Here is a 23,524-nt window from a genome sequence, read left to right as displayed (position 1 = left end):
TTCGGCAAAGTTCGCAGAGCTAAGAGATAGAGAAATCCCAACACTATGGGCAATAATATGGCATTCATAACCTCAACACCGACACTGAGATTTACTAAATTCACACTGCCGGATGCTACTAATACAGCACCTAAAACTAATATTAAGGTATAAATTCCATAAAACCACGGTGCTTCTTTAGGACGATGCTCTAAGGATCGGCGGAAACCCATCACCTCACCTAAGCCCCAAGCAGCGGTTAAAGAAACTACGATACTGGCAACCAATGCCGCACCGGTCATACCGAGTGCAAATAACACTTGGCCGGCGGTAAAGCCTAAACTGGGAGTGATGGCATGACTGATTTGTTGGACGGTATTCAGAGGCATTTGCGGATTGATTTTACCTATAGTCGCCGCAGTCGCTATTAATAGGGACGCCATGATCAATTGCGTAATGATAGCGCCTATAGCGGTATCCCAACGGGCTATGCGTAAATGACGGGCATTCAGTCCCTTATCCAATACGGCTGATTGTTGATAAAAAATCATCCACGGCATTATCACCGCACCAATATTTCCAGCCAGTAAATATAGATAAGATTTATTTTGCCAAGGAATTGTCGTAAAACCCGAGAGGATTTCATGCGCTACCGGTCTAGCATCCCAAGCCACCCATAAAAATACCAATTCAAATAATCCTAGTAAAATAGCAATTCGTTCCACCGAACGATAAGAGCCGGTCCAAGCGACGATAGTCAAAAAAGCGACCGCTAAAGACAAGGTTTCCCAGGCTGGAATATTGAACAGCGCCCCAACGCCTGCCAAACCACTAAATTCACTGAGTATGGCGCCTATGCACGAAACGACTAAGGTTGAAACCGATAACCATGCCCAGGTTTTGCCAAAATAATGCTTAATTAATTCGCCCATGACCCATACCTGTAGCAATACCTAAACGCACGGTTAATTCCTGGGCGATATACAATATGGGCATCAATATAAACTGTACAGCCAGTAATTTATACCCCCAGACAGCCCCACTTTGAGCTGCCGTAATTAAACTACCGGCATCGGTGTCAGCCAACATTACCACTAATCCCGGGCCCAATATACTCAACCAAAATAGCGGTTTTTTTAAGGAACGCGGCTTTTTTAAAATTTTCGAAACAGACATGTTTATTGGTTATTTTTAGAATTATTCGGCGTATTTTAGCAATAACTATAGCGACTATCAATAGTAATGATAATCATTATCAATAAAGAATTGGTTTTTTACGAGTTTTTATCGGTCAATCATCGGCCGGAAAAAACTGTCAGACCTTAATAATTCTGACAGCTCGAGTCTCATTAGTTTAGTGTTAAATTAGGTTGGAAGAACAACTAGGGTTGCTTTCAGACTCTGGTAACGCAGTCTCAGTTCGTTGAAAAAAAGATACTTTAGGATAGCTTTTTAATGCTAACTTATTCATATTTTCTTCTGAAGACAAATTATGTTCTTCGAGAAAATTAGACGCAGATTCACCACTGGAATAACCAGTTAATCTCGAAAAATTTTCTTTTGTTAATAATTGATGTTCCTTGAGAAAATCTAGTACCTTACTAATTTTAGAGTCTTTATTTATTAGTTCTTTAATATTTTTTTCTGTTGCTAAATCAGCATTTTTAAGAAATTCTGATATATCTGATACATTAGATAATGAAGAATGATCTCTTTGTAATAATTTATTTAAATTTTCTCCAGTGAGTAAAGTGTTTCGTCTAACTCCAGCTCTTCGTCCCAGAGAACCACCCGCGTAATGTATATCATTTAGTATCTCCACATGTTTATTTCGGTCTAACATTTCTATTAATCGACTTACGGAACTAATAGCTTTGTCATATTTTAATAATTTTTCCAACGTTTCCTTGCTTAAACATTTAGAATTTTTTAACAATGTAAAATGCCAAGGAAATTGCATTTCTAGCACTTGGTTGAATGATCCTACCGTCAAAAGCCCCTCTTTATTAAGTTCAAATAATCCATCAGTAATACAATGAATACCTCGTAGTGTTAATATATTGTCCAGTTTAAAAACAAATTCATTAATTATATCTAGAGATTTAGTATTTTGTATAACCTTCAATAACTCAGCAAAAAACTGTGGGTCATGTCGTTGGGTAATACCGGTAAAAAAAGCTTGTGTAAAGCAGGAAAGTTCTTTTTGAACCTGTTGGTATAATTCTGATTTTTTTTGCGGATTAGAGCATTTTAAATCTTTACCTTCATGAATGAAAGACTGCAATTTTTCATACGCAACTAAAGCTCTACTAAGTCCGTAACCCTTCTTGATGTTTTGCATACTCTCTTTTGTATCGTAAAAGATCGGGGATTTCTCTAGTGTGTACCGTTCAGGATTAGCTATTATCTTAAAGTTATCTTCAGTTAAAATATTAAGTTTATCTAAGTTAATCACTGACTCGCAACGTGCTGGATAATTATTAAGAGCCTCTATAGCTTCAACTTTTAAGAGTTGACAATCATGAAGTAAAGCAAGCGCAGCTGCAAACTCCTTAGGCTTAGGATGATTGATAATTTTTAATACTATATTATTTAATACAATGTCTTTAGCTTCAAAATCAGGTTTTAAAAATACTTCTAAGGCTTCAAATAACATTTTTGTTATAGAACTTTTTTCAGCGGCCTTTAATACCTGGTCACTTAATTTTTTTTCTCTTAATAAATCAATCAATTCGGTAGTATGTTGTTCACGAATAGCTCGTTTTTTTGCAAGTTTTTTAGCTTCTTTTTCTTCAGTTTTGTTATCATATTCCATAAAATTATCCCATTAAATTTGATTTTTAACTATGTACTAAAATCAATAAAAATTCAATGCGCCTAAATTATAAATAGTGACTAAAAATTACCTATTTATTTTTTTATTTTTAACCGCCGAATAAAAGCTAAATCCTATAACTAATATACTTACAAAGCCGAGAAGGTTGGCGAGCGCTTGCCAACTCATGGGTAAAATAGCGAATAAGCGCGTATTTCCAGTGATGGATAACGGTATGGCAAGTAATACATCCATCAACGCTGCACCCGCTACTAATCCGCAACTGAGCAAAACCGCATCGTGTTGCTGAAAATCTAGTTGCGATGCTACGCCTTTATGTATTTTTTTTTGTAAAAACAATTTAACACTATAAGCAAACAAACTTCCGATAAATAAGGGTGTAGAAGAACTTAACGGTAAGTAAATTCCCATGCCTACACCTAACAAAGAAATATTAAGTTTAGTCAGTGTATTCACCAGTATTAAGATCAGCATAATAACTGCACCCAACCCTAACATGTTCCAAGGTAAATCATGATTAAATACGCCTTGCGTCAAGCCGGCCATCATAGCCGCAGGTGGCGCCGATAAAGTTTGGTGGAGATCCATTCCAGCGTGTGGTAGCACTGTGGTCAGTCCATACACATTAAAAAGTAATTGCATTACCGTTGGTATGACTAACGCTGCTACTAGCACACCGAGTATTAACATGATTTGTTGCTGCCAGGGCGCTGCGCCAATCAGGTGTCCTACTTTCAAATCCTGAATATTATCGTTTGCAATGCAGGCTGCGCCGGCTACTACGGCTCCGATGATGATGGTCACAGCCGCTGCATTGAGTAATTGTGAACTTAACAACTCATGTCCTTTGAAAAACAACAATAAGCGTAAAATTAATGCCATGAATAATAGGCCTGAAATAACAATGGCCGATCCTGGACTCGCTGTCACACCTACTAAACCGGAAAAATAACCGCAGAGCGCTGCAAACACAAAACCAATTACCAACACATACAGAACTGCACCGATGATGAATAATTGCGGCAATGTAAACATTAAACTGTGAATAGGTAATAAATAATTGAATAAAAAATAAATACTCACAATAACCAGGCCTAAACCCGCAAGTAAATAATTCAACGGTATATCTTGCTCGGTAGGCGATAAGGGGAGCTTTGATGGCCGGAATAAACCTTGTAGTGATAAACGCAAGCTAAGATAAAAAGGCTGTAATAAATTTAGTAAGGTCCATAATCCGGCCGCTAACATCGCACCTAAACCAATATAATGAATATCGTTAGCGTAAGCAGTTAAGCTTTTTGCCAAAATAAAAGTGTTACCCACCGGTACTAAATAACTTAATAAGGGTAAAGCGATACCCCAAGCAATAAACGCACCTAGTAACAAACTAAGACCGACATTCCAACCAATCAAATAACCTACGCCGATTAATGCGGGTGCAAAACCTATACCAAAACCGATAATTTTCGATTGACCGAACACCATCCATTTTTCAGTAGCTACCGCTATCACTTTTAAACCGGTTTGCGCGAATTCTAAACCCGCTCCCACACTCGTACCGACTAACATTTTATTAATATGGAAGCTTTGTTTTTGACTTAGCTTTAATACTTCGGAAATTGCACGCGCTTCTGGAAAATAAAGTTGCGGCGTATTGATTAAAATTTTACGTAGCGGAATCGAAAACAAAATACCTAATAAACCACCTAATAAAGCAATTGCACAATTGGCAAAATAGGGAAAATAATGCCAATAACCAATGATAACTAAAGCTGGAATAGTAAAGACTATACCGCCGGCAACCGCTTCTCCGGCAGACGCGGCGGTTTGAATCAGATTAGCTTCATAAATATTTCCGTTATGGAACAAACGCAGTATGGCCATGGCTAATATCGCAGCGGGTATGGATGCCGAAGGTAAGATTCCAACCTTTAACGCTAAATAAGTACTCGAGGCAGCTAATAATATCGCTAAAAAAATCCCTAAGATTATTACTCTTAACGTAATAACACCGGATTGCTGTCTGCTGTCATCTTGCATGTGCATTCAATTTAAATGAAGTCGTCTTGAATATAATCTTTTAGCACTTCCGGTATACGTATTTTTCCTTCTTTGGTTTGATAATTTTCCATCAGTGCGACTAAGGTCCGTCCTACCGCTAAACCGGAACCATTAATCGTATGTATCAATTCAATTTTACTGGTTTCTGGATTTCGCCAACGGGCTGCTAAACGACGCGCTTGAAACGATTCAAAATTACTACACGATGAAATCTCACGATAGGTATTTTGACTCGGCAACCATACTTCTAGATCATAGGTTTTTGCTGAACTAAAACCCAAATCGCCGGTACACAAAGATACGACGCGATAAGGTAACTCCAATTTTTGCAGTATCGATTCTGCCTCTTGAGTTAATTCTTCTAGAGCTTGGTAGGAATTTTTGGGTTCGACAAAACGAATCAGTTCTACCTTTTCAAATTGATGTTGACGGATCATGCCGCGTGTATCTTTACCATAGGAACCGGCTTCACTACGAAAACACGGTGTATGTGCAACATATTTTTTCGGTAAATCCCCCGCCGCGTAAATAGTATCGCGGGCAAGATTAGTGACGGATACTTCGGCGGTAGGGATAAGATAAAAGCCATGCTCGCCTTTTATGCTAAATAAGTCTTCAGCAAAACTGGGTAATTGACCGGTACCGATTAAGCTTTCCGTATTGGCGACATACGGTACATAGACTTCTTGATACTTATGTTCCTTAGTATGCATCTCTAACATAAATTGTATCAACGCGCGCTGTAATCTTGCCAAACGACCATACAAAACAACAAAACGCGATCCAGCAATTTTGCTTGCGCTGGCAAAATCCATCAAACCGTTTGCCTCGCCTAATGCGACATGATCTTTTACAGCAAAATCAAAATTAGGTACTTTCCCCCAATGACGTTGTGTCTTGTTCTGAGATTCATCTTGTCCAACGGGTACTGATGTGTGCGGTAAATTGGGAATAGTCAGATAAATAGCTGACAATTCAGCAAGAATATCCTTGAGTTGACTCTCACATACTTCGCGTTGTTTTTTTATCCCGGCAACTTCTTCTAATAAGGCAGTGATGGATTCCCCTTTGGACTTTGCTAAACCTATCGCTTTGGCACTGCGATTACTGGTGTTTTGCAAGTTTTCAGTTTCGGATTGCAATGCTTTGCGCCGCGCTTCTAAACGCGAGACTAAGCGTGTATCGAGTTGATAGCCGCGATTAGCCAACTGCTTGGCGATTTCTTCAATTTGAATATCGTTACGTAAATACTTAGGATCTAACATATAATGCCTAGATTGCTCTTTTTTAAAACGGTATAGTCAGTAATTATGACCGCAAATATCATCGATGGCAAAGCGATTGCTCAACAAATACGTGTAAAACTTAAACGTCGACTGGAAGAACGGCGTATAAAGAATTTAATTACTCCTGGCTTAGCTGTGATTTTAGTGGGTGAAGATATCGCTTCGCAAATTTACGTGCGGAATAAACGCGATGCCTGTCGCGATGCTGGAATAAATTCCTTTGCCTACGATTTGCCTCAGCAGACCACCGAGCAAGAATTGCTTAACTTGATTAATAGCTTGAATGCTGACCAGAAAGTGCACGGTATATTGATCCAACTGCCACTTCCGTCATCCATTAATACCGCACATATCATAGAAAGTGTCGATCCAAAAAAAGATGTCGATGGTTTTCATCCGACGAATTTAGGTCTATTAGCCCAAGGCCGGCCCTTTTTACGTCCTTGTACTCCTTATGGTGTAGTGCACTTATTGAATTATGAAAAAATTGCATTAAAAGGTTTGAATGCGGTCGTTGTGGGTACTTCGAACATCGTGGGCAAACCGATGGCTTTAGAACTGTTGAATGCAGGATGCACTATCACACTCTGTCATAGCGCAACCCGTGATTTACAACAACATGTTCAGTGTGCCGATTTATTGGTGAGTGCCATCGGTAAAGCCGGCGTTATTCAAAGCACTTGGATCAAACCTGGTGCAATTGTGATAGATATTGGTATTACGCGCGGGGCGAATGGAAAACTGCATGGCGATATCGAATTTTCCAGCGCTAAACAAATCGCCGGTTACATTACTCCAGTGCCGGGTGGCGTCGGTCCTATGACCGTGGCGATGTTATTAGAAAATACGTTATTTGCTGCTGAACATAGTCATGTTGAATAATAACTTAAATATAGGTAAAAACCTATATTGGTTATGGGATAAACATGGATCTAGGATAATAATTCTAATTTAGTTAGCTTATTAAGCTACATTTTTCGTTAAAAATTTCGTTTTGTGTTTCTATTTTTATCAAATCTATGGTATTTACGAAGAAAAACTGGCGTTGTTTCCCCCATTTAAGTTTTTCAGAAAATTTACTCATCCCTGCCGCTAGTAATAATCTAATAGACGCTTGATTATCTGTGCGCGCAGTTGCTTCAATACGCGTAAACTTTTTTCCTGTCAACCTATAATCACGTTTAACTAATTCCGGTGCGTATTCTTGTACCATAATAGGAATAGCTTCCTTACCATAACCTTTCCCCCAGAATTTCTTATCAAAAACATACGCTAACTCAGCAGAGCCGGGTTGATCGCCATCACCTAATAATACATGTCCTATAAATTCATCCGTATCATTTTTTAAAATAGCCAATGAGCTGAAAGGACTATCGTTATTCCATCTTGCTACCCATTGATGGTGTTGCTCTCCTATTTTATCTGCACTCCATGGATTTCCATCCATAACTTTGTACATATTTTCTGGCATTGTAAATAGATTTTTATAATCAGAAAAATGGGAATGGGTGGTTGACTGCATAATCAGTCGTTCAGTTTCTATAGTTACCTTTAACTGATTGGTTTCTGGATTTTTTTCAAAATAAATATCTGGCATCTAACCTCCCCTGTTAGTCAAACATTTAATTAAATAGGATATCGATCTAATAAATAACTAAATACCGCTAATATCGCCATCGCTTCTCCACCCTCTGGCCGGCCGGGTCTAGTATTAACATTGTAAGCATTAAAATCAAAGTGTAACCACGTCGTTTCTTCACTAATAAAACTTCGCAAAAATAACGCCGCGGTAATCGCGCCGGCAAAAGGCGAAGAGCCGCAATTATTTAAATCTGCGAATTTAGTGTCAAGCAGTTTTTGATAGGGTTTATATAAGGGCAGACGCCATACTGGATCCTGTTGCTGTTGACTATGTTGAATTATTTCATGCGCCAATGGTTCTTGATCGGTAAAAAAGGCACTTATTTCCGTTCCAACTGCACCTCTTGCTGCACCGGTTAACGTAGCAAAATCGATTAACAATTCTGGGCTTTCGCTATCCGCTTCACAGAGTGCGTCCGCTAAAATAAGACGACCTTCGGCGTCCGTATTACCTACCTCTACGGTTAAACCATGTCGAGTCTGAATAATATCTCCGGGTTTATAAGCGTTGCCCGATACCAAATTTTCCACTGCAGGAATTAATAAACGTAATCGCACTGGTAATTGATGCGCCATAATCATTTCAGCCAAGCCGATAGCATTCGCGGCTCCACCCATATCCTTCTTCATGGCCAACATATTGCCACTAGACTTTAAATTATAGCCACCCGAATCAAAGCATACACCTTTACCCACTAAGGTAATTTTTGGATGTTTGCTATCACCCCAGGTTAAATCAACTAAACGCGGTTCATGACAGCTCGCTTTACCCACCGTATAAATTGCTGGGTAGTTAGCGGTGAGTAAATCAGCACCGACTATCTGTGTCACTGTAGCATGATATTTTTTGCCGATCTGAAATACATTTTCTACCAGTTCAGCTGGATCCATATCATCTGCTGGTGTATTGATCATATTACGCACGCGATAAATCGCCTCAAGCTTTATTATTAAGTCGGTATGATTCTTTTTTGATATAAGCAATTGCACCAAGGGGCGAGTTGATTTTTTATAACGGGTAAATTCATAAGCACCCAGACCCCAAGCTAAAGCAATCTGTTCCAGTAATTTGGGTTTATCGATATCTTCGATATGATAATGTCCTTCCGGTAGTACATTGGGTAGTAAACCGAACGTCCAAAAATCTGCCGCATCACTACGTACCAATAGAACGTGCTGCAGTTGCCCCGCTGTGCCAGGAAGTAAGCTATAACTTCCTGGTTTTGCAATAAAATTAATAACCTGTAACCATTGCTGGGTGGCTTTGGTCTGACCCATTAACCAATCTTGCCATTGTTCTGGCAAAATGGCCGTAATTGGGATCGAGCGCGAGGATTCATGAATAAAACAATTAAGCACTTAAAACCTCCCGTGCTGAAACATAAGGCTTATCAAATACATTCGCCACGGCCTGATGGGTAATGCGACCACGTGAAATATTTAAACCATTACGTAAATGTGCATCTTCAGCCAACGCACTATAAATACCTTTATTAGCTAAGGCTAAAATATAAGGCAGTGTGGCATGCGTTAAAGCAAATGTAGAAGTACGTGGCACTGCGCCGGGCATATTACTCACGCAATAGTGCACGATGTCATCGACAATATACGTAGGATCCGTGTGCGTTGTCGGTCGGCTCGTCGCAAAACATCCGCCTTGATCGATAGATACATCCACCACTACCGAACCTGGACGCATTTTTTTCAATAAATCTCGTGTAACAATTTTCGGCGCTTCAGCGCCGGGTACTAACACTGCGCCTATTAATAAATCTGCCAGCGGTACATATTTTTCTATGGCATCTTGTGTGGAAAAAATCGTATTAAGTTGTCCGCCAAAATGTAGATCTAACTCTTTTAGCTTTGCCGCGGATTTATCTAAAACGGTCACTTGCGCTTCTAAACCTAAGGCCATACGGATGGCATTACTACCCACTACGCCACCGCCTAACACTACGACACTCGATGATGCAACGCCTGGAACACCGGATAATAAAATACCGCGTCCACCTTGTGCTTTCTCTAAACAATGTGCGCCGGCTTGTATCGACATACGTCCCGCCACTTCACTCATCGGTGCTAACAAAGGTAAACCACCGCGAGCATCAGTGACGGTTTCGTAAGCAATAGCGGTACAATTCGAAGCTAATAATAATTCAGTTTGTTTTTTATCGGCGGCCAAATGCAAAAAAGTAAATAAAGTTTTTTCTTCATTTAAGTAAGCACATTCTTGTGGCTGGGGTTCTTTAACTTTAAGAATCAGATTGCCTTGCTTGAAAACTTCTTGTGCTGTATTAAGTATGACAGCACCGGCTTCTTGATAGTCATTATCTGAAATATCGATCCCACTCCCTGCATTCGTTTCCACAAACACCTGATGACCGTGATCAGTCAATTCACGAACAATAGAAGGCACAATAGCCACTCGATACTCATGGTTCTTAATTTCTTTAGGAACACCAATATGCATATTAACTCCATATTAAAAAATGCTATCAAGTTTGTATTACTCTCAGCACAATATAAAAATTAAAAATAGTCCGTCAAGGCGAGGCCGAAACGTGACTGAGGCCGTGGCCATCCAGAAAAAATTAAGCTTTTCGTTAGATTGCCGGGCGCTTCGCGCTCGCAATCACGAAAAATACTTTAACTTCGACCTCTAGGACTACAATGGGACCCACACAAAATACACGGGTTTTATAAAAAGTCCATATATAGGTACTTTTGATCTAAAAACGGAATTAGCTATTTATCATTGATGTTATTTAACATCAAATGATATAAATGTTTTTTTTCTGCTTCGTTTAAGCCGGATTGCCTTCCTTGTTGTAATATCTTATCGATTTGTCCTTCTGCGGCGGCTTTTTTTAAATGCTTAAGTAAATCATGGAATTCGGCTTGGACTCCTGACTCGGGGATAGTTAAGGGATAATTGATCAATTGTTGGAGGATTTTATAGCGAGACTCATCTTCTCGCCAATATTCTAATAACATAGCACTCGTTAACTCTGGATTTTGTTTGAGCAGTAAAAATAATTTAACTAATAAATCACTGCCAGGTAGTTCTAGTCGATTTAAGGTTTGGCATTGTTTATCAGAAAGCGATTTAACGATTTGAGGGAACTGTACTAATAAAGCAATCGCTAAACGCATCGGTGAAGAACGATTAGCGCTATTAGGCGGGTATATTTTTTTTTGCATAGTTTTTATTGAATTGCTTTTATCATTGATGGTCACTTTTTTTAATGTCACTACATCCATATTCACTAAAGCCGCCAGTTGTTCAAATAATTTATGTTGCATAATACCCACCGCCACTTTTTCAATGAGCGGGACAGCTAACTTTGCTAGGCGTGCTTTACCTTCTAATTGATTGATATCAACTTGTGTTAACAGATAACCAAATAAAAATTCACCCAAAGATTGCGCTTGCTGTAAACAAGTAATAAATGCCGTGCGTCCTTTTTTCTGTATTAAAGAGTCTGGATCTTCGCCATTGGGTAATAGTAAAAAACGCAGTATATAACCATCGCTTAATAAATCTAAACTTTGTTCGAGTACGCGCCATGCGGCTTTTTTTCCGGCAATATCCCCATCAAAACAAAAAATTATTTCTTGTGTATGACTCATCAAACGACTTATTTGGTCACGACTGGTTGCCGTGCCCAAGGTTGCAACCGCAAAAGGAAGATCAACTTGAAACAACGCTAAAACATCCATGTAACCTTCAACCACTAAGATGCGTTCCAGCTGACGATTGGCCTGGAATGTTTCATAAAGACCATACAGTTCTTTGCCTTTATGAAAAAGCGTCGTTTCAGGCGAATTTAAATACTTGGGTTCCTGCTGTGCTAAGACGCGACCACCCAAGCCGATCACACGTCCTCTTCTATCCCGTATAGGAAACACAATGCGATCTCGGAAACGATCATAATAACCTTGACTTTCGGATTTTTTTACTAATAAACCCGCTGCAAATAAACTTTCTTTATCACCAAAAGTTTTGAGCAAAGTATCCCAAGCCCCTGGTGCATAACCTAAGTTAAACTTCTTTGCTATCTCGCCGGACAGTCCACGCTGTTTTAGATAAGTAATAGCGTGTGTATTATGTCGTAATTCTTTGGTATAAAACTGCGTCACCTCTTCTAACAAACCATAAAGATTAGCAGAAGCTTTATAAGCTTCTTGTTGTTTTGCATGTTGCGGAACTTCCATGCCCATTTGTTCGGCCAATAAACTTACCGCCTCCACAAAGCTTAGTTTTTCATATTCCATTAAAAAACTTATGCCATTTCCACCTACAGAACAACCGAAGCAATAATAGAATTGTTTTTCAGGCGTAACGGTAAAGGATGGTGTTTTTTCGGAGTGAAAGGGACAACAGGCAATATAATTTTTACCTTTTTTTCGCAGAGGAACACGTGCATCAATAAGCTGGACAATATCAACGCGCGCTAAAAGTTCATTAATAAATTCTTGTGGGATGGGCGCTAGTGACATATATTCCTGGTACTCTTCGTATCAAGAGCGATTTGCATCTTGATGTGCCTACATCTCGCGATGAATATTTTCAAGCTGAAAAATCACCATCATGGCGAGGGAATGCAATGAGCATGGCCATCCATGGATTGCCATGCACCTACGGTGCTCGCAATGACGAGTAATATTTACGAGCTTGCAATGACGAGTAAGTTATTTGAATTTTCCGCAAGCGGTAGAAACGAACTTTTAAGTCAAACGTTCTTTGATTTTTGCGCTAATCTGTGTCATGTCCGCACGACCTTGCAATTTTTCTTTTAGTTCTGCCATGACCTTTCCCATATCCTTAACTGAAGTTGCACCTACTCTTGTTATGACTTCAGACAGCAACCGGTCAATGTCTGCGTCACTTAAAGGTTCAGGTAAATAGGTCTGAATAATGCCGACTTCTAAACGTTCTTGATCAGCTAAATCATCACGCTTAGCCTGGTCATATTGAGCAATTGAATCACGACGTTGCTTAAGCATTTTATTCAATATCTGCGTAATACGCGTATCGTCTACCTCAACGCGTTCATCCACTTCAACCTGTTTAATAGCTGCCAGGATGAGTCGTACCACGCCCAAACGTTGCTTATCTTGTGCTCGAAGAGCAGTTTTCATATCTTCCTGTATGCGCTGCTTGAGAGAGGTAGTCATGATTTTTAGTGCTTACGTTTCGTTTTAGCTATAAAACAAGGATTATCGCGCATCAAACGCTTACGACAACGTTTAACTGCTGCAGCAAAGCGACGCTTGCGTGCTTCAGTGGGTTTCTCGTAGTATTCACGACGACGCACTTCAGCGAAAATACCTGACTTTTCACAGGCACGCTTATAACGGCGGATAGCCGACTCTAGTGTTTCGCTGGTTTTAAGTATTACGCCGGGCATGTAGTGCACTTCCTCAATTAAAGTTAAAATAGGTGCTAATTCTAACCAGCAATCCATAAAAATGCAAAGTTTCTATTCAAAGCAACCCGATTTCCATCCAGAAACCATACAATGTGTATTAGGTATTGAGACTTCTTGTGATGAAACCGGTATTGCGATTTATGAAGGCCAAAAAGGGCTGGTCGCGCATACGCTGTATAGCCAAATTGAGCTACATAATCTGTATGGGGGGGTCGTTCCAGAATTAGCCTCACGCGACCATATCCTGAAAATATTACCCTTAGTAAAGGAAACCTTGGCGACTGCCCATCTGCTGCTCTCGGCCATCGATGGCATCGCTTATTGCGCAGGACCTGGCTTAGCCGGGGCGCTGTTGGTCGGTGCGGCTTTTGGGCGTAGCTTGGGTTGGGCACTGGGAATTCCTACGCTAGGCGTACATCATATGGAAGCCCATTTACTTGCTCCCATGTTGGAACAACACGCCCCGGAATTCCCATTTGTTGCCCTATTAGTGTCGGGTGGGCATACGCTACTGGCTCAAGTAAACGGTATCGGCGCTTATCAGATTCTTGGCGTCAGTCTAGATGATGCGGTAGGCGAAGCTTTTGATAAAACCGCCAAATTATTAGGTCTGAATTACCCGGGAGGTCCGGCCATCGCTGCCTTAGCTGCGCGTGGTCAAGCTAAACAATATGCTTTTCCACGACCGATGGTGAATAGACCAGACTGCGATTTTAGTTTCAGTGGTCTCAAAACATTTGTGAGCACAACATTAAAAAATAGTGACCAAACCGACCAAACCAAAGCCAATATTGCGCATGAATTTCAAGCAGCGGTAGCTGAGACCTTAGTCATCAAGGCCATACGCGCCTTAAAGCAAACCGGCTTGCATCGTTTAGTGGTCGCAGGTGGTGTAGCCGCCAATACCTGGCTTAGAAAAGAACTAGCTAGCATGGCATTAAAGCATAACATCACGCTCTACTATCCACGACCTAGTTTTTGTACGGATAATGGTGCAATGATCGCTTATTTAGGTTATCGACGTTTGAATTTGGGGCTAAGCGATAATCTAAGCATAAAAACCATTGCACGTTATCCTTTAGATCAATTGGATTAATCGTCAAATTTAATTCTAGTTGAGCGGCAACGTCTAGTGCGAAGCGTATATTAAAGACCACTCACTCCTGGAGATGAGGGGCATGCATTACCCCCCGCGACTTTACCCTGCTCGCCCAGTAGCATAATTGGGTTGAGTCCTTTCTCTGCATCTATAAAAAATTTGGTAGTTAGCCGTTTACTCGCCTCACTAGCCGATCGTGGACGTATGGGTTGATTGTGTTCAGGAAAAAATTTATTTTCGAAAGTGTCCTGGTAGCTACCTGCTTTTGTTCTATTAATTAACAACTCAGTCGATTCTGTGGGGGAATTCCCAAATGGCAAAGGCGGTGGCGTAATAGCTATCGGAGCAGGCACCCACAACGGCTGAGTAGGAATAGGAGTCCCATGAGGAGGCTGAACGTTTTCTAATGGTAATGTCAGTTGATGAGCAGCATCATCTAAACATTCGCCGTCAATGATTACTGGAATGAAATCACTTTCTTCGCCATTAAGCGTAGCGCAAAATAATAATCTTTTTAGCAACGTACTTTTGTTATCCCGCAAAGAAATATCCGCTCCAAAATTTCGTAATTTATTTAAAATATCATAAATAGTTAGATTATCCGGAGAGTTTTCTGGATCATATTCCCTTAAAAATTGGTTAACACTCGAGATATAATGTCGATTCCAAGCCAAAGAAAAAAATCTTTTTATAACTCCAGATAAACCTTGGCCTTTAGTGTAATCCTTTAATAGATTGATGCAGGTTTGTATCGGATCTTTTTTATCAAATGCTATAAAAGAAGAAATATTTTCTATGTCTAATCCTCGACCTGGAATTATTTTTCCTGGGATAGACCATTCTTGTAATTGATTTTTTTCTGCCGGAGTTAAACCATTGTGCAATATATAGGCTAATATCAAGTTGATTTCAGAAGTAAGAAAACTTAGATCAACATTTTTTTCTTTAAAAAACTGAATAAGCCCTTTGATGGCCTGCCAAAAATCATTGAAAGAATCGCTTTTTTTAACCTCCGTTGTATTGGATAAAATACTTTGATTAGATAAAGCTTGCGCAGAGGTTGAAGGCTGATGGATACCCGCTGGCAATTCCGATTCGATTTTAGTTACTTTAGCTTTTTGTTCGGTGTTATCTATAAGTTTTTCAGTGCAACTGAATAGCTGAATTAAATTCAACTTTAGGAGTTCTTTTTCTCCATAAATTTCTTTTAAAAATTTTTTATTCCCTAGTGCTAAAAACTCATCATCTATTATACAAAACAGTTCAACAATTTTATCTAATAAAGTCAAATCTTTTTCAGCTAATGCCTTGGCGCCAGGAAAACGAGTTTCATCTAAATAATACCCAGCATCTTGTATTTCACCCTGAATGGCAATATTGCAATCGGTAATACGCTTAATTAATGGCGCATTATCATTCGGAATAACGACTTGTGTATTACTCAGATCAATACCCAAGTGTTGCAAGGCAAACAAGGAAACCGCAATATTATCGATGGGAGCATCAAAAAAAGCATTGTAAACAGAAACATAGTTCACTTGTCCTTCTAATACTTTTGGATAAACATCACCTCCGGTGACGCGCTCTTCTACCTGACTATTACCAATTTGTATACATCCTACTGCCTTTAGCAAAGCTCCTTGTGCCATTTTATATAAATTATTAACTACCAGACCGTCAGGCTTAGGTACAATAAAAAATCTATTGTCGTAAGTCACACCAAATTCAACCGCACCTTGAATGGAATATTGGTCGCCACGAAAACTATATGCATGCGTAGAACTAAATTTTCTTTGATAAAAAGGAGTTTCAGATTTATCTTGATTTTCAACTATGCCCAAGCCTAAGCGATTTAAATTAGGATCTTTAAAGCTTTTCCCATGAACTAACTGATTTTCTTTTCTAAGTTTATCTTGCTGGGACAAATACTCAATTATAGTTTGTTGACTCTCTGGATTTACTTGCGCAGTCTTATCGATGGCCGCCGATAGCACACTAAACTTATCTTTAGCTTCAGCTGTTTTCAGAGGATCCGAAGGCTTAGAAACTTTTTCTGGCATATCCGAATTTTTTTTAATCAAATCTCTAGCTAGACCAACTACCTCTAATTTTTTTTTCGCATATTCTGCTTTCTCTTTAGACGGAGATAAAAAAGTATTTAGATGTTTTTGTAAGGGATCGGATCGCTCTATAAGAGGAATATTTTTAAGTTTAATCGGCATGAATAACCTCCATTTAATCAAATTTTTTAATTATAAAATATCCATTATTCAAACAACATAACATAAAAATATTTTTGTAAAAAGTTTTATTAATAAATTAATAAAAAATGTAAAAATTATTTTTTCTTTTTCAATTCAGATTTAATAAATTGAGGTTCTTTACCTTGAAATAAACGTTGAATATTTGAAAAATGACGTGCTATCAACAATACCGTCATCAAAAAAATCGGTAAATAAACTGGCAAGGCATACATGTAAAAAACGTAAAAAAAAGTCACTACCGCCGCCAGCATAGACGCCACAGAAATATAACCCAATAAAAACAGCGCCGCAGCCCAACTTAATAATCCTATTAAACCTAAAGGCCAAGCTAGAGCCACTAATCCACCCAATGCGGTTGCTACGCCTTTCCCGCCACGAAAACCAAAAAAAACTGGATATAGATGACCTATAAAAGCAAAAAAAGCCACCCATGCCAAAGACGCTAAAGGCAAGCCAAATAATTTAGCCAGCATGACCGGAATCCATCCTTTGAGCACATCACCGACTAAAACGATGGCGGCTAATTTTTTTCCACCTATTCTTAGGATATTACTAGCCCCGGGATTTCCCGAGCCTTGCGTACGCGGGTCAGGCAGACCTGCACATTTACTTACAATAATCGCACTGGACAAAGAACCTAATAAATAAGCAACTAAAATAAAAATAAATAGCAATAACATAAATTTTCCTAAATTCGAGCTTAAGTAGTTAACTTCTAAAAAATTCGCATCTTTAGTGCGCCACGGTATAATATACGAATAAACAATTTTCGTGATTGAAAATTGCGACAGCCCATTTATATACTCACAGCAATTGGATTTTTGGCAAGGCGCCGCGAGAATGAAGCAACCTTTATTTATTCAAGATACATGAGGATTGCGAGTTGAGCGGCAACACAGATAAAAATTCCAAGTGCGAAGAGTATAGTAATAATTATTAAAAGGTTCTAACATGACGCCTAAAGCGGATAATTTAATTTGGATCGATCTCGAGATGACAGGACTTGATACTAATCAAGATAAAATTATCGAGATTGCAACCATTATCACCGATTCTCAATTAGAGATTATAGAAGAGGGTCCGGTGTTTGCTATATTTCAATCTGAACAACTATTAACCGGTATGGACGATTGGAATAAACGCCAACATAAAGGTTCGGGCTTACTCGATAGAGTGCGAGTCAGTAAAACCACTGAAGAAGAAGCAGAAAAACAAACCTTAGAATTTATTATGACGTACGTCCCACCTAATAAATCGCCCATGTGTGGTAATAGTATTTGCCAAGATCGTCGCTTTTTGGCCCGTTGTATGCCCGTATTAGAGAAATATTTTCATTATCGAAACTTAGATGTCAGCACCTTAAAAGAGCTAGCCTTTCGTTGGAAACCCAGCATCTTAGATGCCTACAAGAAAAAATCTAAACATTTGGCACTCGAGGATGTGCGAGACTCTATTAATGAATTGCGCTATTATCGCGAGCATTTATTTAAACTTTAACTTTGAATTATGTCTTACTACACTACCAATGAATTAAGAAACGGTATGAAGGTCATGCTCGATAATGACCCTTATACAATTTTAGAAAATGACTATGTTAAGCCAGGAAAAGGGCAAGCTTTTAACCGGATTAAGTTACGTAATTTAAAAAACAGTCGCGTCATTGAACGGACTTTAAAATCTGGAGATACTTTACAGGCTGCTGATGTTTTTGATATTGAAGTTCAATATCTCTATACCGATGGACATGTTTGGCACTTTATGGATGCCGAGACCTATGAACAATACGCCGCTGACGCATCGGCAGTGACTGAAGCTAAAATATGGCTAAAAGAACAAGACTCCTGCACGTTGACCTTATTTAACGGGTCGCCTTTATGCATAACGCCGGCTAATTTTGTTATTTTAAAAATAGTAGAAACGGACCCTGGGGTACGCGGCGATACGTCCGGTGGAGGTGGAAAACCAGCGACTTTAGAAACAGGCGCTATGGTACGAGTCCCTCTGTTTATCCAAATTGGCGAATTAATTAAAATCGATACTCGCACCGGCGAATATCTTTCCCGCGTAAAAGTATGAATCACCGTCATGGCGAGCGAATACTACGAGCGTGGCCATCCACAAATAGAATTTCCTGGATTGCCGCGCGCTGCGCGCTCGCGACGAATACAATGTTTCAATTTTTCGCATCATATCTTGGTAGACTCACAGCAATTGGATTTTTGGCAAGTGCGAAAAGTATGGTATAAAAAAAGATGGATGATCGTTAAATCATCCATCTCAGTTGCGCTCCTGCCCCAATCAACTGCTAAAAAACTTAGCAAGCCTATCCAAAAGCATTAACGGTTTTAGCGTTTGTCTTTGTTATCTGGCCATTGTGGTTTGTTTGGATTACCTTCTGTGCCTTGTCCGCCGTGGTGTCCAGGATTGTGTGGAGGTTTTTGTGGACCATGACCTGGCCATTGTGGTTTTTGATGTTTCTTATCGTGAGGAAATTTACCTTTGTTCATATGAGCTCCTAATTAAAACTTATAATGTCTCTCCCTTTAAGCCTAGCAAAGACCTCGCTAAATACCATAATATTGCTATTAATTGGACAAAATATGATCAATTTATGTCGGCAGCGTAAATAGTTGTCAGTTAAATATACTCGCAGCAATTAGATTTTTGTCAAGGCGGCGAGAAAACCAGCAACCGGAGCGTATATATAACTTACATGAGGATTGCGAGTTGAGCGGCAACGCAGAAAAAAATTCAAGTGCGAAGAGTAACTTCACTTGTTTAAATCCACTAAACGCCGGGGGGTAACACGTCCATCGTCTAAGATTTCTCCCACACCGATAAATTGCCCACTTTCTTGTAACAGTAAACGCACAAAGCCTTGTTTCGGAAGACCAGGTAGTAATACTGCTTGACCACGATAAAGATAATAAGCCGCCGCTTGTGAAATTTTCAAAACCGGCCATTCGTTAAGCAAACTATCTAAGCTCAATAATTTTTGATCGCACTCGGCTAGGCTTAATCGTTGTAATTCTTCCAAGCTTACCATTTGTTCAGCCAGATAATTAGCTACACCCAGGCGACGTAAATCATACACATATGCACCGCAACCTAAAGCTTCACCGATATCTTCTATTAAGCTACGAATATACGTACCTTTACTACATCTAATTTCTAAATTAAGTATTCTCTTAGCACTCGAATTTTTTCCTGCGTTGCCGCTCAACTCGCAATCCTCATGTATGTTATATACACTCCGGTTGCTGGTTTTCTCGCCGCCTTGACAAAAATCTAATTGCTGCGAATCAACTTTTAGGACACTTGAATTTTTTTCTGTATTATTACTTTCAAGTAGACGTAAACTATGTATGATCACGGTGCGCGGATTACGTTCTACCACTATGCCTTGCCTGGCTAATTTATATAAAGGTTGACCTTTATGTTTTAGTGCCGAAAACATAGGAGGAATCTGCGAGATCGGCCCACGAAAAGCAGATAACACGCTTTCTAGTTGATCTGCGGAGTAATTGGCTACAGGGCGGGTTTCTATCACTTCTCCCTCAGCATCGCCGGTGTTGGTTTTGAACCCTAAGCGAGCACTCACGCGGTAAGTTTTATCGGCGTTGAGTAAAAACTGAGAAAATTTTGTTGCTTCTCCAAAACATAAAGGCAACAAACCTGTTGCTAATGGATCTAAGCTACCGGTGTGTCCTACTTTAATAGCCGAGAATAATTGTTTTGCAGTTTGTAATGCTTGATTTGACGTCATCCCTTTTGGTTTGTCCAGCAATAAAATACCATTGACGGAACGTTTTTTTGAGCTTGGGGGGTGCATAACTTATTCTTTTATAAAAATAACTATTTACTCTTCGCACTTGACATTAGCTGTGTTGCTGCTCAACTTGCAATCCTCATGTATCTTGAATAAACCAAGATTGCTTCATTATCACAGCGCCTTGCCAAAAATCTAATTGCTATGAATATATTACTCTAGGGTTAACTTTAAATTTTTGCATTTTAGCGAATGATTTATTCGGAACGTTTGGCCTTATCTTTCTCGATGACACTGTCAATCAAATTATGGATACGATCACTTTCTTCCAGGAAATCATCATAAAAAAAGCGCAGACTAGGCACTTTATGTAGTTGTAAACGTTGCGCTAAAGCATAACGTAAACGAGCAGCCGCTTTTCTTAACAATTTAACTGCTAATTCCTTACTGTGTTGTTTATCCGTTGAATTTTCTACCTCTAACTGTGTAAACCATATATCTGCGTAGGAAAGATCACGTGACACCTTGACTGATGTGATCGTAATAAATTTCAAACGGCTATCCGCTATTTCTTTATTCAGAATATTATTACTTAATTCTTTCTGTATCAGATCGGCAATACGCGCGACACGACTAAATTCTTTTGGCATTAGATAGTTCTAGATATAGAAATACGCTCATACACTTCGATCATATCGCCCACTCGTACATCGGTAAAGTTTTTAATGCCGATACCACATTCCATACCATGACGAACTTCTGCAGCATCATCTTTAAAACGACGTAATGAATGTAATTCACCTTCATGAATCACCACATTATCACGCAACAATCGGATAGATGCATTACGTCGGACCAATCCTTCTGTCACCATACAGCCAGCAATAACACCGAGCTTGGCGGAACGAAACACTTCACGGACCTCGGCTAAACCTAAAATATTTTCTTTTATTTCTGGAGCCAACAATCCATTCATGATGTTTTTAACTTGGTCGATCAGGTCATAAATAACGCTATAATAATTCATTATTAAGCCTTCTTTTTCTACCGTTCTTTTGGCGGTGGCGTCCGCTCTAACATTAAATCCTAAAATTAATGCCTTTGAAGCTAAAGCCAGATTAGCATCGGATTCAGTAATCGCACCTACGCCCACATAGACCAATTTTATTTTAACTTCAGAAGTAGAAAGTTTATTCAAGGCTTCTTGCAAAGCTTCCGCTGATCCTTGCATATCCGCTTTTAAAATAATATTTAAAGTCTTAACTTGGTTTTCATCCAACTGGCCGAAAATATCATCGGTTTTAACCATTCGTTGTTGTGCTAATTTGGCTTCACGTAATTTTCCTTCACGGAATAAAGCAATCTCTCGCGCTTTACGTTCATCAGCTACCACCACTGCTTCATCACCCGCCACTGGTGCACTCGACAGACCTAATACTTCAACGGGCATAGAAGGTCCCGCTGCTTCGACTAATTTACCTCGCTCATCAAGCAAGGCTCTGATACGACCATAAGCGGTACCTGCTAACAGTAGATCGCCCTTATGCAATTTTCCTTGTTGTACTAATATAGTTACAACCGGACCTTTTCCTCTATCTAAACGTGATTCTATAACGATGCCTTGTCCCGGCCCTTCTTGAGGTGCTTTTAGTTCTAATACTTCTGCTTGCACCAACAGCGAATCTAATAAATCATCAATGCCTAGCCCTGTTTTTGCAGAGACAGGGATAAGCATAGTATCACCGCCCCATTCTTCAGGATTAAGACCTTGTTTAGCTAATTCATTTTTTATTCTATCCAGATCGGCTTCTGGTTTATCAATCTTATTCACGGCAACAACAATAGGAACGTTTGCTGCTTTGGCATGTTGAATTGCTTCGATGGTTTGCGGCATCACACCATCGTCAGCAGCGACAACCAAAACAACGATATCAGTGACGCGTGTACCTCGTGCTCGCATCGCTGTAAACGCCGAATGTCCAGGAGTATCTAAAAACGTAATAACTCCCTTGGGTATTTCCACGTGATAAGCACCGATATGTTGGGTAATACCACCCGCTTCTCCCTGAGTTACTTTCGTACGTCGGATATAATCTAAAAGAGAAGTTTTCCCATGATCAACATGACCCATAATGGTTACTACAGGTGGACGCGCCAGCAATTCACCCATTTGTTGTTGCGTGGTATTCACTAAACCTTCTTCTAATGCATTGGAACTGACAGGCTTAGCAATATGTCCCATTTCTTCTACAACGAGTATGGCGGTATCCTGATCGATAGCTTGATTAATAGTTGCAATCACACCCAACTTCATTAACGCTTTAATCACTTCAGCTGCCTTAATCGACATCTTTTGCGCTAAATCACCCACTGTAATCGTTTCAGGAATTCCAACCTCGTGTATGGCAGCTACCGTCGGCTTTTCAAATTGTTGTTGTAAAAACTGATCCGGTCGCTTGTGCTTACCGGTTTTTTTACGATAACGGAATTGTTCGTCGGACTCATCTTCAAGCTGATAAATCGTTTTATGTCGGTATTTCGCTAGCTCTTTTTCTTTTAAATTGCGATTTTTATGCTTTTTCTCACGTTCCAATCTTTCTGCATTGGTAGGTAAAGCAATAATCACTTTTTCGTTAGGTTTAGATTTTTTTTCTAAATTTGTTGTAGGCGCAATGAATTTTTTCTCAGGTACAGACACTTGTTCTTTTTCCACTGTTTCATTAGATACCACCGGCTCTTCATTGGTTGGACTATTACTTTCGGCAGTGGGTTCTGCTTGCGCTTCAGGTGTAATTAATTTTTCTGCAGCGGCTTTTTCTGCTTGATGGGCTAATTCTTCTGCTTCTTTAATTTCTTTTGCTTCGTTAGCGCGATTAGTCTCTTCATCTATCAAGCCTTCATTACTTTTCACATAAGTTCGTTTTTTACGAACTTGAACTTTAATAGTTTTGGCCTTACCTGAAGTATCTTTCACTTTAAGCAAACTCGTGCTTTTACGAGTACGAGTCAACGTAATTACTTTTTTAGGGTTATTATCCGCAGAGGTTTCTTTTTCAAGCTCTGTAGAAACTTTATTTGCAGTTTTATCTTTAATACTTTCTGTCATACTATGCTTCTCCTGCCAATATTTGACAGCTTCGAAAACTTACTTAAGTTC

21 protein-coding genes are annotated in these 23,524 nt (G+C 39.5%); 4 read left to right on the top strand and 17 right to left on the bottom strand.

Translation table 11 applies throughout. The annotated features are described in order from the left end of the window. From AAHF87_RS07270 to serS, 5 genes are all read right to left on the bottom strand, one after another. A partial coding sequence (locus AAHF87_RS07270) for an NRAMP family divalent metal transporter (RefSeq protein ID WP_342147844.1) occupies positions 1–911 on the bottom strand: 911 nt, incomplete at its 3' end. Further along, positions 895–1,155, bottom strand: coding sequence for a divalent metal cation transporter (locus AAHF87_RS07265; protein WP_342147843.1), 261 nt, complete (start codon positions 1,153–1,155; stop codon positions 895–897). The genes AAHF87_RS07270 and AAHF87_RS07265, both read right to left, overlap by 17 nt. Before the next feature lie 184 nt (positions 1,156–1,339). After that, positions 1,340–2,794 carry a hypothetical protein gene (locus tag AAHF87_RS07260; protein WP_342147842.1) on the bottom strand — a complete coding sequence of 485 codons (1,455 nt, stop codon included), beginning with the start codon at positions 2,792–2,794 and terminating at the stop codon, positions 1,340–1,342. Positions 2,795–2,881: 87 nt separating this feature from the next. Next, positions 2,882–4,855: an OPT family oligopeptide transporter gene (locus AAHF87_RS07255; protein WP_342147840.1), complete on the bottom strand. Its 1,974-nt coding sequence runs from the start codon at positions 4,853–4,855 to the stop codon at positions 2,882–2,884. An 11-nt stretch (positions 4,856–4,866) separates the two neighbouring features. After that, positions 4,867–6,141 carry a serine--tRNA ligase gene (gene serS / locus AAHF87_RS07250; RefSeq protein ID WP_342147838.1) on the bottom strand — a complete coding sequence of 425 codons (1,275 nt, stop codon included), beginning with the start codon at positions 6,139–6,141 and terminating at the stop codon, positions 4,867–4,869. Between the two features lie 45 nt (positions 6,142–6,186). Between serS and folD the strand changes: the two genes are divergently transcribed. Further along, a complete protein-coding gene (gene folD, locus AAHF87_RS07245) occupies positions 6,187–7,044 on the top strand; it encodes a bifunctional methylenetetrahydrofolate dehydrogenase/methenyltetrahydrofolate cyclohydrolase FolD (protein WP_342147836.1) in 858 nt (285 codons plus the stop codon). A gap of 73 nt (positions 7,045–7,117) precedes the next feature. Here folD and AAHF87_RS07240 read toward each other — a convergent pair whose 3' ends face one another. The 6 genes from AAHF87_RS07240 to rpsU all read right to left on the bottom strand — a co-directional run bounded on the left by AAHF87_RS07240 (position 7,118) and on the right by rpsU (position 13,214). Further along, positions 7,118–7,759 carry a GNAT family N-acetyltransferase gene (locus AAHF87_RS07240; RefSeq protein ID WP_342147835.1) on the bottom strand — a complete coding sequence of 214 codons (642 nt, stop codon included), beginning with the start codon at positions 7,757–7,759 and terminating at the stop codon, positions 7,118–7,120. A gap of 29 nt (positions 7,760–7,788) precedes the next feature. Next, positions 7,789–9,162 (bottom strand): leucyl aminopeptidase family protein, encoded by a 1,374-nt coding sequence (locus tag AAHF87_RS07235; RefSeq protein ID WP_342147833.1) that lies wholly within the window; start codon positions 9,160–9,162, stop codon positions 7,789–7,791. Beyond that, positions 9,155–10,273 (bottom strand): alanine dehydrogenase, encoded by a 1,119-nt coding sequence (gene ald, locus AAHF87_RS07230; RefSeq protein ID WP_342147832.1) that lies wholly within the window; start codon positions 10,271–10,273, stop codon positions 9,155–9,157. The genes AAHF87_RS07235 and ald overlap by 8 nt, the downstream gene beginning before the upstream one ends. A gap of 275 nt (positions 10,274–10,548) precedes the next feature. Then, positions 10,549–12,303, bottom strand: coding sequence for a DNA primase (dnaG, locus tag AAHF87_RS07225; protein WP_342147831.1), 1,755 nt, complete (start codon positions 12,301–12,303; stop codon positions 10,549–10,551). A 228-nt stretch (positions 12,304–12,531) separates the two neighbouring features. Beyond that, on the bottom strand, positions 12,532–12,981 hold the full coding sequence (locus tag AAHF87_RS07220; protein ID WP_342147830.1) for a GatB/YqeY domain-containing protein: 450 nt from the start codon (positions 12,979–12,981) through the stop codon (positions 12,532–12,534). 5 nt (positions 12,982–12,986) lie between these two features. Beyond that, positions 12,987–13,214, bottom strand: a complete 228-nt coding sequence (gene rpsU / locus AAHF87_RS07215) for a 30S ribosomal protein S21 (protein ID WP_006035291.1) — start codon at positions 13,212–13,214, stop codon at positions 12,987–12,989. A gap of 61 nt (positions 13,215–13,275) precedes the next feature. Here rpsU and tsaD point away from each other — a divergent pair, with 61 nt between their 5' ends. Next, positions 13,276–14,331, top strand: coding sequence for a tRNA (adenosine(37)-N6)-threonylcarbamoyltransferase complex transferase subunit TsaD (gene tsaD, locus AAHF87_RS07210; RefSeq protein WP_342147829.1), 1,056 nt, complete (start codon positions 13,276–13,278; stop codon positions 14,329–14,331). Positions 14,332–14,381: 50 nt separating this feature from the next. Here tsaD and AAHF87_RS07205 read toward each other — a convergent pair whose 3' ends face one another. Then, positions 14,382–16,556, bottom strand: coding sequence for a DUF5617 domain-containing protein (locus AAHF87_RS07205; RefSeq protein ID WP_342147828.1), 2,175 nt, complete (start codon positions 16,554–16,556; stop codon positions 14,382–14,384). Positions 16,557–16,672: 116 nt separating this feature from the next. After that, the gene (plsY, locus tag AAHF87_RS07200; RefSeq protein WP_342147826.1) at positions 16,673–17,278 is read right to left on the bottom strand and encodes a glycerol-3-phosphate 1-O-acyltransferase PlsY; all 606 of its coding nucleotides are present in this window, start codon (positions 17,276–17,278) and stop codon (positions 16,673–16,675) included. A 271-nt stretch (positions 17,279–17,549) separates the two neighbouring features. Between plsY and orn the strand changes: the two genes are divergently transcribed. Both orn and efp read left to right on the top strand, forming a co-directional pair. Beyond that, positions 17,550–18,095: an oligoribonuclease gene (orn, locus tag AAHF87_RS07195; RefSeq protein WP_342147825.1), complete on the top strand. Its 546-nt coding sequence runs from the start codon at positions 17,550–17,552 to the stop codon at positions 18,093–18,095. 9 nt (positions 18,096–18,104) lie between these two features. Next, complete coding sequence (gene efp / locus AAHF87_RS07190) at positions 18,105–18,674, top strand: elongation factor P (protein ID WP_342147823.1); 570 nt, start codon at positions 18,105–18,107, stop codon at positions 18,672–18,674. A 269-nt stretch (positions 18,675–18,943) separates the two neighbouring features. On the opposite strand, the gene AAHF87_RS07185 is transcribed toward efp, so the two are convergent. The 4 genes from AAHF87_RS07185 to infB all read right to left on the bottom strand — a co-directional run bounded on the left by AAHF87_RS07185 (position 18,944) and on the right by infB (position 23,473). Next, positions 18,944–19,105 (bottom strand): hypothetical protein, encoded by a 162-nt coding sequence (locus AAHF87_RS07185; RefSeq protein ID WP_342147822.1) that lies wholly within the window; start codon positions 19,103–19,105, stop codon positions 18,944–18,946. Positions 19,106–19,368: 263 nt separating this feature from the next. Then, the gene (truB, locus tag AAHF87_RS07180) at positions 19,369–20,430 is read right to left on the bottom strand and encodes a tRNA pseudouridine(55) synthase TruB (RefSeq protein WP_342147821.1); all 1,062 of its coding nucleotides are present in this window, start codon (positions 20,428–20,430) and stop codon (positions 19,369–19,371) included. A gap of 194 nt (positions 20,431–20,624) precedes the next feature. Then, entirely contained in the window at positions 20,625–21,017 is a 393-nt protein-coding gene (gene rbfA, locus AAHF87_RS07175; protein WP_342147820.1) for a 30S ribosome-binding factor RbfA, read from the bottom strand. Next, on the bottom strand, positions 21,017–23,473 hold the full coding sequence (infB, locus tag AAHF87_RS07170; RefSeq protein ID WP_342147819.1) for a translation initiation factor IF-2: 2,457 nt from the start codon (positions 23,471–23,473) through the stop codon (positions 21,017–21,019). Before infB ends, rbfA begins: the two co-directional genes overlap by 1 nt. Positions 23,474–23,524 lie beyond the last annotated feature (51 nt).

Origin of the sequence: Rickettsiella endosymbiont of Aleochara curtula (assembly GCF_964030935.1) — a bacterium.
In the GTDB taxonomy this organism is placed as follows: Bacteria; Pseudomonadota; Gammaproteobacteria; order Diplorickettsiales; family Diplorickettsiaceae; genus Aquirickettsiella.
The sequence above is the reverse complement of the archived record's forward strand: the minus strand, read 5'-3'. Positions and strand labels throughout refer to the sequence as shown.

Excerpts from the sequence above, each read along its gene's own strand:
- AAHF87_RS07265 (WP_342147843.1), bottom strand. The coding sequence starts at position 1,155 with ATGTCTGTTTCGAAAATTTTAAAAAAGCCGCGTTCCTTAAAAAAACCG.
- AAHF87_RS07260 (WP_342147842.1), bottom strand. The coding sequence starts at position 2,794 with ATGGAATATGATAACAAAACTGAAGAAAAAGAAGCTAAAAAACTTGCA.
- AAHF87_RS07255 (WP_342147840.1), bottom strand. The coding sequence starts at position 4,855 with ATGCAAGATGACAGCAGACAGCAATCCGGTGTTATTACGTTAAGAGTA.
- serS (WP_342147838.1), bottom strand. The coding sequence starts at position 6,141 with ATGTTAGATCCTAAGTATTTACGTAACGATATTCAAATTGAAGAAATC.
- folD (WP_342147836.1), top strand. The coding sequence starts at position 6,187 with ATGACCGCAAATATCATCGATGGCAAAGCGATTGCTCAACAAATACGT.
- AAHF87_RS07240 (WP_342147835.1), bottom strand. The coding sequence starts at position 7,759 with ATGCCAGATATTTATTTTGAAAAAAATCCAGAAACCAATCAGTTAAAG.
- ald (WP_342147832.1), bottom strand. The coding sequence starts at position 10,273 with ATGCATATTGGTGTTCCTAAAGAAATTAAGAACCATGAGTATCGAGTG.
- dnaG (WP_342147831.1), bottom strand. The coding sequence starts at position 12,303 with ATGTCACTAGCGCCCATCCCACAAGAATTTATTAATGAACTTTTAGCG.
- AAHF87_RS07220 (WP_342147830.1), bottom strand. The coding sequence starts at position 12,981 with ATGACTACCTCTCTCAAGCAGCGCATACAGGAAGATATGAAAACTGCT.
- rpsU (WP_006035291.1), bottom strand. The coding sequence starts at position 13,214 with ATGCCCGGCGTAATACTTAAAACCAGCGAAACACTAGAGTCGGCTATC.
- tsaD (WP_342147829.1), top strand. The coding sequence starts at position 13,276 with ATGCAAAGTTTCTATTCAAAGCAACCCGATTTCCATCCAGAAACCATA.
- AAHF87_RS07205 (WP_342147828.1), bottom strand. The coding sequence starts at position 16,556 with ATGCCGATTAAACTTAAAAATATTCCTCTTATAGAGCGATCCGATCCC.
- plsY (WP_342147826.1), bottom strand. The coding sequence starts at position 17,278 with ATGTTATTGCTATTTATTTTTATTTTAGTTGCTTATTTATTAGGTTCT.
- orn (WP_342147825.1), top strand. The coding sequence starts at position 17,550 with ATGACGCCTAAAGCGGATAATTTAATTTGGATCGATCTCGAGATGACA.
- efp (WP_342147823.1), top strand. The coding sequence starts at position 18,105 with ATGTCTTACTACACTACCAATGAATTAAGAAACGGTATGAAGGTCATG.
- AAHF87_RS07185 (WP_342147822.1), bottom strand. The coding sequence starts at position 19,105 with ATGAACAAAGGTAAATTTCCTCACGATAAGAAACATCAAAAACCACAA.
- truB (WP_342147821.1), bottom strand. The coding sequence starts at position 20,430 with ATGCACCCCCCAAGCTCAAAAAAACGTTCCGTCAATGGTATTTTATTG.
- rbfA (WP_342147820.1), bottom strand. The coding sequence starts at position 21,017 with ATGCCAAAAGAATTTAGTCGTGTCGCGCGTATTGCCGATCTGATACAG.
- infB (WP_342147819.1), bottom strand. The coding sequence starts at position 23,473 with ATGACAGAAAGTATTAAAGATAAAACTGCAAATAAAGTTTCTACAGAG.